This window comes from Agrobacterium sp. SORGH_AS_0745 (genome assembly GCF_030818995.1).
GTDB classification, from domain to species: domain Bacteria; phylum Pseudomonadota; class Alphaproteobacteria; order Rhizobiales; family Rhizobiaceae; genus Agrobacterium; species Agrobacterium tumefaciens.
The window spans coordinates 2,011,936-2,024,720 of the sequence record NZ_JAUTBI010000001.1 but is presented as its reverse complement, the minus strand read 5'-3'; the positions used below and the strand labels follow the sequence as shown (position 1 = coordinate 2,024,720).

General features: G+C 59.0%; 12 protein-coding genes. 10 read left to right on the top strand and 2 right to left on the bottom strand.

The features are described 5' to 3' along the window. Window positions 1-76: 76 nt before the first annotated feature. The 10 genes from QE432_RS09165 to QE432_RS09120 all read left to right on the top strand — a co-directional run bounded on the left by QE432_RS09165 (window position 77) and on the right by QE432_RS09120 (window position 11,695). Window positions 77-493, top strand: a complete 417-nt coding sequence (locus QE432_RS09165) for an organic hydroperoxide resistance protein (RefSeq protein WP_035199171.1) — start codon at window positions 77-79, stop codon at window positions 491-493. 435 nt (window positions 494-928) lie between these two features. After that, complete coding sequence (locus tag QE432_RS09160) at window positions 929-1,738, top strand: cyclase family protein (RefSeq protein ID WP_035199174.1); 810 nt, start codon at window positions 929-931, stop codon at window positions 1,736-1,738. A 754-nt stretch (window positions 1,739-2,492) separates the two neighbouring features. Beyond that, on the top strand, window positions 2,493-4,370 hold the full coding sequence (locus QE432_RS09155) for a TRAP transporter large permease (RefSeq protein ID WP_065663143.1): 1,878 nt from the start codon (window positions 2,493-2,495) through the stop codon (window positions 4,368-4,370). A 65-nt stretch (window positions 4,371-4,435) separates the two neighbouring features. After that, window positions 4,436-5,446: a TRAP transporter substrate-binding protein gene (locus QE432_RS09150; protein ID WP_003517515.1), complete on the top strand. Its 1,011-nt coding sequence runs from the start codon at window positions 4,436-4,438 to the stop codon at window positions 5,444-5,446. A gap of 76 nt (window positions 5,447-5,522) precedes the next feature. Then, complete coding sequence (locus QE432_RS09145) at window positions 5,523-6,326, top strand: SDR family NAD(P)-dependent oxidoreductase (protein ID WP_306623864.1); 804 nt, start codon at window positions 5,523-5,525, stop codon at window positions 6,324-6,326. Window position 6,327: 1 nt separating this feature from the next. Next, window positions 6,328-7,191, top strand: a complete 864-nt coding sequence (locus tag QE432_RS09140; RefSeq protein ID WP_306623862.1) for an IclR family transcriptional regulator — start codon at window positions 6,328-6,330, stop codon at window positions 7,189-7,191. Next, window positions 7,188-8,357 carry an acetyl-CoA acetyltransferase gene (locus QE432_RS09135; protein WP_003517520.1) on the top strand — a complete coding sequence of 390 codons (1,170 nt, stop codon included), beginning with the start codon at window positions 7,188-7,190 and terminating at the stop codon, window positions 8,355-8,357. The genes QE432_RS09140 and QE432_RS09135 overlap by 4 nt, the downstream gene beginning before the upstream one ends. Next, window positions 8,354-9,994 (top strand): acyl-CoA synthetase, encoded by a 1,641-nt coding sequence (locus QE432_RS09130; protein ID WP_306623859.1) that lies wholly within the window; start codon window positions 8,354-8,356, stop codon window positions 9,992-9,994. The genes QE432_RS09135 and QE432_RS09130 overlap by 4 nt, the downstream gene beginning before the upstream one ends. A gap of 31 nt (window positions 9,995-10,025) precedes the next feature. Further along, window positions 10,026-10,805: an SDR family NAD(P)-dependent oxidoreductase gene (locus QE432_RS09125; RefSeq protein WP_306623857.1), complete on the top strand. Its 780-nt coding sequence runs from the start codon at window positions 10,026-10,028 to the stop codon at window positions 10,803-10,805. Then, window positions 10,802-11,695 (top strand): DUF296 domain-containing protein, encoded by an 894-nt coding sequence (locus tag QE432_RS09120; protein WP_306623855.1) that lies wholly within the window; start codon window positions 10,802-10,804, stop codon window positions 11,693-11,695. Before QE432_RS09125 ends, QE432_RS09120 begins: the two co-directional genes overlap by 4 nt. Window positions 11,696-11,733: 38 nt before the next feature. On the opposite strand, the gene QE432_RS09115 is transcribed toward QE432_RS09120, so the two are convergent. After that, window positions 11,734-12,141 (bottom strand): PPC domain-containing DNA-binding protein, encoded by a 408-nt coding sequence (locus QE432_RS09115; protein WP_003508265.1) that lies wholly within the window; start codon window positions 12,139-12,141, stop codon window positions 11,734-11,736. Beyond that, window positions 12,128-12,694, bottom strand: a complete 567-nt coding sequence (locus tag QE432_RS09110) for a DUF296 domain-containing protein (protein ID WP_306623853.1) — start codon at window positions 12,692-12,694, stop codon at window positions 12,128-12,130. Before QE432_RS09110 ends, QE432_RS09115 begins: the two co-directional genes overlap by 14 nt. Between the last annotated feature and the right edge of the window lie 91 nt (window positions 12,695-12,785).

The window sequence follows — 12,785 nt, the reverse complement described above, 5'->3', positions numbered from 1 at the left end:
ATGCCGGATACGCCGATCCGTCACAAAGCTCCTATCACGAAACGCCGCAGCAGCGGCACAATGAAAGGAGCCTCCCGTGGCCAAGATCGAGACTGTTCTTTATACCGGCAAGACCCACACGACCGGTGGGCGCGACGGATCGGCGCAAAGCGATGATGGCGCGCTTGGGATCAAGCTTTCCCCTCCGGGCAGCGGAAAGCCGGGCACGAACCCCGAGCAGCTCTTTGCGGCAGGTTGGTCGGCATGTTTCATCGGCGCCATGACAAAGGCGGCGGCAAAACACCAGCTCCGGCTTCCAGCCGACACCGCTGTCGATGCGGAGGTTGACCTCGGCACGACGGGTGGCGAATTCTTTCTGCAGGCTCGCCTGTTTGTCAGCCTGCCCGGTATCGATCGTCCCATCGCGCAGACGATAATAGAGGATGCCCACCAGATCTGCCCCTATTCGAAGGCAACCAGGGGGAACATCGATGTTACGCTCATGCTCGCTTAAGCCAATGGTTCCCGCCCGCGCGCTTGTCATCGCCATCGTGTTTGCGGCGATATTTGCAGTGCCATGCGTATATGACGCAACATCCGACGAGCCCTCGCCGCTTGCGGGACTTCTGGGCGCGGTTTCATCGATCTGACCTCAAGGAAACGGCTCGGCGCCCGCCGCGGCCGTTTTCGCCAACACTTCTTCCTTCCATCCCTTTTGACAACGCCATGGCGTTGCGCAACGCCCTGCTGCAAGCGGATAATCTGTCCACCACCCTTTCACGATATCGGAGACCGGCGTGCCGGCGGGCAAGCGAGTACTGCCTATGGACGGCGGGCTGCCGAAACCGCCATCTGAACACGGGTCAAAATTCAGGGAAGGTCATGTCTTGCGTCACTCCATCGTTGCGCTACGGTTGCGATCAGGGATTTTCACCGGAGGGACCAAAGTATGTGCAACCATTGCGTGATCGAGAACGTGAAAAAAAACATGCTGTCGCGACGCTTGTTGTTCAAGGGCGCCGTGGCCGGTGTGACGGCGATGACGGCTGGCAGCCTCGCGGCCCCGGTGCTTGCGCAAACACCCAGACAGGTCATCGATCTCACACATACATATGACTCCACGTTCCCTACATTCGATGGCAAACCGGGCATAGAATACCAATGGGCAGCTCAGATCGCCAAGGACGGTTATCAGCTCCATAAACTCACGATCTACGAACATACCGGAACGCATATTGACGCACCTTTCCACTTCAGCGCCGACGGGGCGAGTGTCGATCAGCTGGAACCGCAAAAACTTGTCGCGCCGTTGGTCATCATAGACATCACAGACCGCGCAAAAGAGGATGCCAATTCCACGATCGAGGCCGAAGACATCGAGCGCTGGATATCCGCAAATGGCGACATTCCGGCAGGTTCGATCGTCGCTCTGCGCTCCGGCTGGGCAACCAGAGTAAAGAGCCCCTCCTTCCGCAATGACGACGCCGGAAAATTTGCCTTCCCCGGTTTCGGCAAGTCGGCAACCGACCTTCTGCTCAAGCACGATACGGTCGCAATCGGTGTCGACACGCTCTCGCTTGATCCTGGCAACTCTGCCGATTTCGCGGTTCACAATTCCTGGCTCCCGGCAGGGCGCTACGGCATCGAAGGCCTCAACAACCTTGAGGCTTTACCGGTAAAGGGCGCGACAATCGTCGTCGGCGCGCCTGCACATCGAGGCGGAACGGGTGGTCCGGCCCGGATTCTGGCTCTGGTCTGAACGTAGTACGCCGGGCCGCCCCCGGACCCAGCAACCGCCTGCCTGCTGCATCAGATCAATCCGCTCAGCATCCGCCGCGGCCGCAAAGGAAAGGCTGGGCGACACGTCGCCCCGCGCTTGACAGGAAGAATTCCAAGCGGTGACGTCGCGAAGAACATATTTTCTTGCCGCATAACGTAAGGTCAAGAAACCACCGCAAGGGAAGGTTTCGATAGATAATCGACGCCTGTATTGCCGTTTAGGGAGCGCTCAGCCGCACCACCGTCATTTTCCCATAGCGCCCAGCGGTCGTCACGTCGCAACTCCTCCCACCCCCGCTAGTTAAGGCCAGGCAGATATGTTTTCCGGCTCTCTATAACGCGACGCAGGCGTCCCGGATGTCTGGCGACCTGCTCTAATCGGTAGGCACGATTTGCATTGACTGGCTTTTGAACGGGGTGCCGCGCTGCAAGGCGATCATGAGGAATGAGGGCTCTCATCAAGTATGATCCACTATATGGACCTTATAGATGCACAAATTAACTGCATAAATCCGTCTATTTACAGTTGATTTCATGAATTTTCCTGTGTATCCCGAATACATGATTTTGTAACGGTCCATATTGTGGAGGCAATATCCCGATACATTCAGACCTGTGGAGGGGTCTGGCCTGTCTGGCAACAACAGCTATCCTGATGTCGCGGTCGTGGCACGGACGTTCTGTTTTGCAGACATGTTCATTGCGAAGGTTGTTCTGTGGGAGAGGAGGCCCCGATGACCATGACCGCAAACGCGAATGACGACGTATTTGTACTCGATGGCGAACTGTTGCACACCGGACAGGTAACAGGCTCCTGGTTCATGCGCCCCATCGAGGCCGTGGCGGCGGTGCTGCTGGCGGTGATGATCGGCCTGCTTCTGCTGGGCGTGACGTCACGTTATGCGCTGCATCTGCCGATTGTCTGGATCGATGAAACGGCGTCCTTGTGTTTTCTGTGGTTTGCCATGCTGGGCGCGGCAATCGCCATCGATCGCAGTGAACACCTGCGCCTCACGCTGTTTCTCAACATGTTCCCGCAACGTGTTCTGGGCTATATCAATTCCCTGGCACTGGTTCTGGTGGCGACCTTTCTTGCGGCAATCATCAAGCCCGCCATGGAATACGCCATCGAGGAGTGGGTGGTCACGTCAGCGGCGCTGAATATTCCGATGTCGTTTCGCGCTGCGGCGCTGCCGGTCGGCGCCTGTCTTATGCTGCTTTTGGTGCTCAACAATCTCTTCCGACGAGAAAATCTGCGCGATATCATTGCGGCCCTTGTAACGGTCGCGGTTGCCTCAGGCCTGCTCTATCTGGCATCGCCGATGCTGGAATCCCTCGGCAATTTTAATCTGGCGATCTTCCTCGGCCTGTTCGTTGCGGTATTTCTGGTGCTGGGCGTTCCGATTGCCTTCTGCTTCGGCCTTGGAACCCTCACCTATCTGACCTTCACCACCTGGGTTCCGACCATTGTGATGATCGGGCGCATGGATGAGGGCATGTCCGGCATCATTCTGTTGTCAGTGCCAGTCTTCGTGCTACTGGGCTGCGTCCTCGATGCAACCGGCATGGGCAAGGCGATTGTCGAGCTTCTGTCCTCGATGTTTGGCCACATTCGCGCGGGCATGTCCTATGTTCTGCTCGGTTCTCTGTTTCTTGTCTCCGGTATTTCCGGCTCCAAGGTTTCTGATATGGCAACCGTCGCACCGGCGCTGTTTCCGGAAATGAAGCGCCGTGGCCACAAACCTAAGGAAATGATCGCGCTTCTGGCCACCGGCGCCGCCATGGCCGATACGGTTCCGCCCTCAATCGTGCTGATCGTTCTGGGTTCGGCGGCGGGTGTGTCTATTGCCGGCCTCTTCACCTCCGGTTTCATGATTGCAATGGTACTGCTTCTGGTGCTGGCCGTTCTGGCTCGCTGGAAGGCGCGGGATGAAAACATGGAAGGCGCAAAGCGCACGCCATGGCCGCAGGTCGGCAAGGCAGCCCTGATTGCCGCACCGGCGCTCGTTCTGCCCTTCCTCATCCGCAGCCTGGTGGGCGGCGGTGTCGCCACGGCAACCGAAGTATCCACTATTGCCGTGCTCTACGCCATGATCGTCGGCGCAGTGCTTTATGGCGGCATCAGCCTCAGGAAGCTTTATTCGATGCTGGTCGAGACGGCAGCACTTTCAGGGGCGATCCTGCTAATCCTCGGCTGTGCATCGGCCATGGCCTGGGGGCTGACACAGAGCGGCTTTGCTTTCCAGCTGACCGCGATGATTACCGATCTTCCGGGCGGCTGGATGACCTACATGGTCGTGTCGATCCTGATTTTCATGATCCTGGGCTGCGTCCTGGAAGGACTGCCAGCAATCGTTCTGCTCGCGCCGATCATGTTCCCGATCGCCCGCACGCTTGGCATCAATGACATCCATTATTCGATGGTCGTGGTGGTCGCCATGAATATCGGCCTGATGGCGCCGCCCATCGGTATCGGCTTTTACATCGCCTGCAAGATCGGCAACGTGTCGCCGGACGAAGCCATGGGTGCCATCTGGCCCTATCTCGCAGCCATGATCATCGGCCTGCTGCTGATTGCAGCAATCCCCGGATTTTCGACCATTCTGCTCTGAGACCGTGGCGGGTGCGCCCGCCACGCCGATGAATGATAACTGCTTTATTTTGGGAGGAGAAAGCAATGAATATCAACAGACGTACCATACTCGCCGGCGCCGGTTCCGCCGTACTGGCCACCGCCTTCGTGTCGCGCGCCCGCGCTGCCCAATACAATTATAAATATGCCAATAATCTGCCTGCGGCGCACCCGATGAACATTCGCGCCAAGGAGGCCGCCGAGCGTATCGCCAAAGAGACCGATGGGCAGGTCAATATCAGCATCTTCCCCAGCAGCCAGCTGGGTGCCGACACAGACGTTTTGAGCCAGGTGCGCTCTGGAGGCGTTGAATTCTTCACGCTTTCGCCGCTGATCCTGTCGACGCTGGTACCGAACGCCTCCATCAGCGGCATCGGTTTCGCCTTCCCGAACTACGAGTCCGTATGGGCGGCCATGGATGGCGATCTCGGTAAATATGTCCGTGGCGAAATTGCCAAACAGAATCTCGTTGCCATGGACACCATCTGGGATAACGGCTTCCGCCAGATCACCAGCGCTTCCAAGCCCATCGCCACGCCTGCCGATCTCGAAAGCTTCAAGATCCGCGTGCCAGTGAGCCCGCTCTGGACCTCTATGTTCAAGGCGTTCAAGTCTGCCCCTGCCTCGATCAATTTCGCCGAGGTCTATACTGCACTGCAGACCGGTGTGGTCGATGGCCAGGAAAATCCGCTGGCGATCATTTCCACCGCAAAGCTGTTCGAAGTGCAGAAATTCTGCTCGGTCACCAATCACATGTGGGACGGATTCTGGTTCCTGGCCAACAAGCGCGCCTGGGAGCGTTTGCCGGATGACCTGCGCGCCATCGTCGCCAAAAACCTCAACCAGTCGGGCAAGGATGAACGCGCCGATGTGGCGAAGCTCAATGCCTCGGTCAAGGAAGATCTGATTTCCAAGGGCATGACCTTCAACGACACGGATGCGACACTCTTCCGCGCCGCGCTGAAAGAGGCAGGCTTCTATTCCGAGTGGAAGGGCAAATACGGCGATGAAGCCTGGGCCATTCTTGAAAAGGCCGTTGGTGCAAGCCTGACCTGACCGGCCTGTTGAATAACTGGCCCCGCCCGTAGCGGGGCCAACCCGACTATGTCTGACGATTGGAATGGAGACTGCTTTGACAGGTCGCCTGACGGGAAAACGCGCGCTTGTGTTTGGCGCAGGATCATCGGGGCCGGGTTTTGGCAACGGCAAGGCTGCGGCCGTGCAATTTGCCCGCGAAGGCGCGCGCATAGCCTGTGTCGATCTCTCCGCTGACGCAGCCGAAGAGACGGCTGAGATCATTCGCGGAGAAGGCTTGGAGGCGATTGCGTTTGCCGCCGATGTCACTGAAATGCAGTCCGTATCGGCCACCGTTGCCCTCACCTGCGAGGCCTTTGGTGGCATCGATATTCTGCACAATAATGTCGGCGTGACCCATATGGGCGGGCCGGTTGAGCTGGATGAGGAAAGCTTTCGCGCCTCGGTCGATCTGAATATCGGATCCGTTTATCGTACCTCCAAGGCTGTGTTGCCGGTGATGTTGGCGCAGGGCGGCGGGGCCATCGTCAATATCTCGTCGCTCGCCTCCATTCGCTGGACCGGCTATCCCTATTTTGCCTATTACGCCATGAAGGCAGCTGTAAATCAGGCGACTGTGGCGCTGGCCATGCAATATGCCCGGCAGGGCATTCGCGCCAATTGCATTCTTCCGGGAATGATCGACACCCCACTGATCTACAAGCAGATCAGCAATCAATATGCGTCTGTCGAGGAGATGGTGGCGGCGCGCAATGCGGCTGTCCCGGTGGGTCACATGGGCGATGCCTTCGATATTGCCCGCGCCGCCGTTTTTCTCGCATCTGATGAGGCTAAGTTCATCACTGGCGTCTGTTTGCCGGTCGATGGCGGGCAAAGCTGTGCGGTGGGGGCGTTTTCCTGAGATGGCAGTAACAACAACGATCCCGGTTGAAAAAGATCTGACGGGCGCGCGCGCGGTGGACCGGGCTCTGGCGCTGCTCTCCATGGTCGGGAGGCACGCGGAACGCGGCGTGGCGCTTTCGGTCATCGTAACAGAAAGCGGACTGAACAAGCCCACGGCCCGCCGCCTGCTGCTGGCTCTGATCCGCGCCGGCCTTGTGGAGCAGGATGAGGAAACGCGGCGTTATTACCTCGGCGAAGAAACCTATGTGCTGGGCAGCCTGTCATCGCGCCGGTTTGGCCTTCTTCAAATGGCGCAGGACGGCCTGACGCGCATTTCCCGCCGCTCGGAGGATTCGAGCTTCCTTTCCGTGCGCCGTGATACATTTGCCCTGTGCCTTTACCGCGAAGAAGGCACCTGGCCGGTGCGCACCCATGCGCTTCAGGCCGGTTTCGAACACCCCTTGGGTATTGGTGCGGGTTCGCTCGCCATGCTGGCGGCGCTGCCAGACACCGAGGTGGAAAATATCATTGCGGCCAATAGCGGGCTGATTGCCGCTAATTATCCCGGCATTACGCTTGAGGGCCTGCGCCGTGATGTCGAGTTGACGAGAGCCAATGGCTATTCGCTCAACCCCGGCCTGATCCTTTCTAATTCCTGGGGTATTGGCGTTGCCATCCGCGCGCCTGATGGCGCTGTGGCGGGAGCGCTGAGCATTGCCGCTGTGGACAGCCGCATGCGGCCGGAGCGCCAGCCGGAACTGGCAGCGCTGCTGCGCGAGGAAGTAACCCGCATCGAGACACGCATCGCAGAAATGATGGCCAGCCGCGCCCGCACGCGCGGTGAAGGCGACACGAAACGGCAAACGAGGAGAACGAGCAAATGAGCAAAGCGCAGATCGTCGGCTGGGCGCATTCGCCTTTCGGCAAGTCGGCCCTTGAAAATACCGAGCAACTGATGGCTTCGGTCGTGGCGCCGGCCATAGACCATGCCGGCGTCGATGTCAGCGATATCGACGGCATTTTCGTCGGCGTGATGAACAATGGCTTCTCGAAACAGGATTTTCAGGGCGCCCTGGTGGCGATGGGCGATGAGCGCCTCGCCTATACGCCAGCTGTGCGTTTCGAAAATGCCTGCTCAACAGGATCGGCCGCCCTCTATAGCGCCATGGATTTCATCGAAGCCGGGCGCGGCCGCATCGCACTCGTTGTCGGCGCCGAAAAAATGACGGCGCTGCCGACCGCAGAGGTGGGCGAAATCCTGCTCTCCGCCTGTTACCGTGCGGAGGAGGCCAATATTCCAGGCGGGTTTGCTGGCCAGTTCGGCCGCATCGCACAGGCCTATTTTCAACGTTATGGCGACCGCTCGGAAGAGCTGGCGATGATTGCCGCAAAGAACCACGCCAATGGCGCGGTCAATCCCTATGCCCATATGCGCAAGGATTTCGGCTTCGATTTCTGCAATACGGTTTCGGACAAGAACCCCTACGTCGCAGGCCCGTTGCGCCGCACCGACTGCTCGCTGATTTCTGATGGCGCTGCCGCGATCATTTTGGCCGACGAGGAAACGGCAGCCACACTCAACCGCGCCATCGGTTTCCGGGGCCGCAAGCATGTCAACGACATCATGGCATTGAGCCGTCGCGATCCGTTGGCCTTCGAAGGCGCGCGCCGCGCCTGGGCCGGCTCGCTGGAACTTGCCGGCGCAACGCTCGACGACCTTTCTTTCGTTGAAACGCACGACTGCTTCACCATTGCCGAACTTATCGAATATGAGGCCATGGGGCTTGCGAAGCCCGGTGAAGGATATCGCGTTGTCCAGGATGGAACGGCCCTGAAGACCGGACGCCTGCCAATCAACCCATCGGGTGGATTGAAATCGAAAGGTCATCCCGTCGGGGCGACCGGCGTTTCCATGCATGTCATGGCGGCGATGCAATTGATGGGCGAGGCAGGCGACATGCAAATTCCCAATGCCTCCCTGGCTGGCGTGTTCAACATGGGTGGCACGGCGGTTGCCAATTACGTCTCGATCATGGAGCGTGTGAAATGACGATGCAAAGTGCCGTGCAGCATCCCGCGGGCGGGGTTGCGCCCTCCTCCACGCGGGTGATGAACCTCTCGCATTTCCTGACGCAGGCGGCACGCCGCAACCCGGACCATATCGGTTTCGTCTGGGGTGAAAAGACTTGGAGCTGGGCTCAAATGGAAGCCCGCGTCGACGCCATGGCCCATGCGCTGGAGACTGAATTCGGCGTCAGAAAGGGGGACCGCATTCTAGTGCAGTCCTCCAACAACAACCAGATGTTCGAATCCATGTTCGCATGCTTCCGCGTGGGTGCGGTGTGGGTGCCGACCAATTACCGTCAATCGCCTGATGAAGTTGCCTATCTGGCGAAGGCCAGCGGCGCGCGCGGCATGATTTGCGCCAGTGCTTTTCCCGATCATGCAAAAGCCAGCCATGAGGCGGGCACGATCGATTTCAGCATCGCCATCGGTACGGCTGAGTTCGGTGAGGATTACGATGCCATCGTGACCCGTCATATGGGGCACAAAGTCAAAAGCCAGGCAGTGGATCGGGATGACCCGTGCTGGTTCTTCTTCACCTCAGGCACCACCGGCCGGCCCAAGGCTGCAGTGCTTACCCATGGCCAGATGGCGTTCGTCATCACCAACCATCTCTGCGATCTGATGCCCGGCACCGGACCGGACGACGCCTCCATCGTCGTTGCCCCGCTTTCACACGGTGCGGGCATTCACCAGCTGGTGCAGGTGGCGCATGGCGCGAAAACCGTGCTTCCGGCGGCGGAAAAGCTCGATGTGCCCGCCGTCTGGGCGCTGATCGAAAAATGGCGTATCACCAACGCCTTCACTGTACCAACCATCCTTAAAATGCTCGTCGAAGACCCCTCTGTGGATCGTTTCGATCACTCCTCACTGCGCTATGTCATCTATGCCGGTGCGCCGATGTATCGCGCGGACCAGAAGCGCGCGCTTGCAAAGCTCGGCCCGGTGCTGGTGCAATATTTCGGCCTGGGTGAAGTCACCGGTAACATCACCGTGCTGCCGCCTTCGTTTCATAACGCCGAGGACGGTCCGGAAACGCGCATCGGCACCTGCGGCTTCGACCGCACCGGCATGGAAGTGCAGATCCAGAACGATGCTGGCGCGGAGGTTGGCGCAGGCGAAACCGGCGAAATTTGTGTAATCGGTCCCGCCGTTTTCGCCGGCTACTACGATAATCCCGAGGCCAATGCCAAAGCCTTCCGCAATGGCTGGTTCCGGACGGGCGACCTTGGTCATCGCGATGAGAACGGCTTCCTCTACATCACCGGGCGCGCCTCCGACATGTATATTTCCGGCGGCTCGAACATCTATCCGCGTGAAATCGAGGAAAAAATCCTCACGCATCCCGACATCAGCGAGACTGCGGTTCTGGGTGTGCCGGACGCGGTGTGGGGCGAGGTCGGTGTGGCCGTTTGCGTGGCCCGCGAGGGCGCGGATATCGCCGCTATTGATCTGAAGGCCTATCTGGAAGGAAAGATGGCCCGCTACAAGCTGCCGAAATCAGTGGTGTTCTGGGATGCCATGCCGAAATCCGCCTACGGCAAGATCACCAAGAAAATGATCCGCGAGGAACTGGAGAAACGCGGTCAGATGCCGGCTTTCGAAGAGAAGCGGACAGGCTGACAGGCGTGACATTCAATCGGGAGGAGACGGTATGACACAAGAGAAAACAGGTACAAAAGGGGCCGTCGCGATCACCGGCGGTGCATCCGGCATCGGTTTCTCCACTGCGCAGCTCCTGATGGCGCGCGGCTGGCAGCCATGGTTGCTGGATCTCAAGCGCGAGGCGCTGGATATAGCCTGCGAAAAGCTCGGTATCGATCTCTCGCGCGGCATCGTCTGCAACGTTGCGGACGAGGCATCGATAGAGATGGCTTTCGCCGTCCTGACCGCGGGAGATTCCGATCATGCGGTTGATCTGGTCGCCGTCGTCAACAGCGCGGGCATCGGTATCGACAAGCTGTCCGTCGACACAAGCGTCGAAGAATTTCGCCGTATCGTTGATGTCAATCTCGTCGGCAGCTTCGCGGTAGCGCGCACTGCCGCACGTTACTGGCTGGAGCGCGATCTTGCCGGCTCGATCGTGAATATCAGCTCTGTTTCCGGCATGTGTGGAAATCGTGGCCGCAGCGCCTATGGCGCTTCGAAGGGCGGCGTCAATCTTCTGACGATGGTAATGGCAAACGAGCTGGGGCAATCAGGCATTCGTGTCAATGCAATTGCGCCCGGTCCGGTCGATACCCCCCTCACCCAGGCAGTTCATACTGAAAATGTTCGCGACCAATGGCATAGCCGCGTTCCGATGCATCGCTATGGCAGGACGGACGAGATCGCCTCTGCCGTGGCCTTCCTCGTGTCGGATGACGCAAGCTACATCAACGGACAGGTGCTTGCCGTGGATGGGGGCTTCATTACCGCGGGGCTTGCGGTATGACGGAGACAGGCACGCAAGAGCTTCCCCGCCACATCGTCCATCCCGGACCGATAACGCCTGAACGCTTTCGCGCCGTCGGCTGCCATGCCTATCCTGTTACTCTGACGGTCCGGTCCGGCGTAAGCGCCAACCAAGCGATTGCCGATGCCTTCGCGGAGTTGGGGTTCGAAGGTGGTTACGTCAGACTGAAGAACGTACCGATGAAACGGTTGCATTATGTCATGCCGGCAGCCGCACCGGATGACGCACATGCCGCATGGTATAGCGAAACCTTTTCCATGCCGGGTGGCACAATCATCGATGCCGGCCTGCATATGGGCCGGCGTGATAGCGCGCCGTTTCTGCATTGCCATGGTTCATGGAAGAGTGCCGACGGCGTTGTCTCCATGGGGCATCTACTGCCTTTCGAGACCGAATTTGCTGTAGAAACAACGCTTGAAGCTCTGGCGCTGGATGGAGCGATCCTCGATGTGCAAAAGGATGAGGAAACCAATTTCCCCCTTTTCACACCCATCGCGCAACAGCGCCACCAAAAGGGTTCGGGTCTTCGGGCACTTTTATGCACAGTGCGCCCCAATACCGATATATGCACGGCACTCGAAGAGGTCTCTACCCGGTTTGGCCTGCGAGAAGCCGAAGTCAATGGAATTGGCAGCCTGGTCGGTGCGGATTATGACGACGGAACAATCCTCACTGCCTACGCGAGCGAAATCCTCATAAACAAGGGCCGTATCGGCACGGCCGCGTCGGGAGACCGACAAGCAATGCTGGATATTGCGATGGTGGACCTCACCACACATATCAGCGGCGGGCGGCTGGTGCGCGGCAAAAACCCGGTCTGCGTTACTTTCGAGCTACTTCTGACCGAAAGACAGGGGCACGCCGCATGAGTTGCGCTCAGCAACTCACCGGCCCGCCTGACGACAACTCACGCCGCCTGCGGCTTTTCCGCAGGCAACCACTCTTCCAGCGTCACTTCAAAAGTCATGCAAACCGGGTTAGCTCCGGCGATGAAGGGACCGCCATAAACCGAACCTTCGGTATCGGCGACGACACCGGTCAGCGAGGCGCGCAGCGAGCCGTCGGGCTGGGCACGCACTTCGCCGGCAATGGAGACGATTTCCACGGCGGGACCGCGTATTTGCAAGAACGCGCCGCTGCGGGTGCCGAGACAGGCATCGACCAGACTGCCCAGCGCGCCGCGCACAAAGGCATTTCTGAAACCTTCGGCAAGGCACAGTTTTTCGACACCGAGAACAAGGTCTTCATTGGGTGCGATGCGGGCATAGGCCACACGCCCCATGGATCCGATTTCGACAGTGTTATGCGTGTTCATCGGCGCGCTCCGTACGGTTCCTGGGTTGAAGAAGGGGAATGTTGGTTTCAGGGTCGAAGGACTGCTGCAGCACGAAACTGTCGAGTGACGTCACCAGGGCGGAAACGCCGCTCTCGCCAACAATACAGGATTCAGTCAGCAGATGGCCGCCCTTGACCACACCTGCCGCGGTGCGCATGGCGGCATGGCAATGAACAATCGGCTCGCCCTTCATGCTGCGCCCGAGCATAGCATTGCCGAAGACAAGCCAGGCCGCACCGGCGTCGATGGGTTTCGTATAGGCAATGACCGCCTTGCCGGAAGGGTCGGGCGGGGCGACGCAATAGGACAATATGTCGAAATAGCCGCCGAGAATGGTGAGCGAGGCATTCTCAATGCCGTTTTCGAAAAGCGGCTGCACGATTCCATTGTAAAGACTGCGGCCCGCCGCAATGAACAGCCGCACGTGGCGCGCGGATGGCGAGTGCAGGCTGTTGATGCGCACCGGCGAGGAAATGCCGGGGTGGATCAACGTTCTAGGCCTTGGAAAATGATGTTGTTCTACGGGTGCCACGCCTGCTCCTCCCTGCTGCCTGTACCTTGCAGTACGGTACTTAAAAATGAGCGGAAGGTGCTTTCGAATGCCAGCACCAAACCGCCCGTCT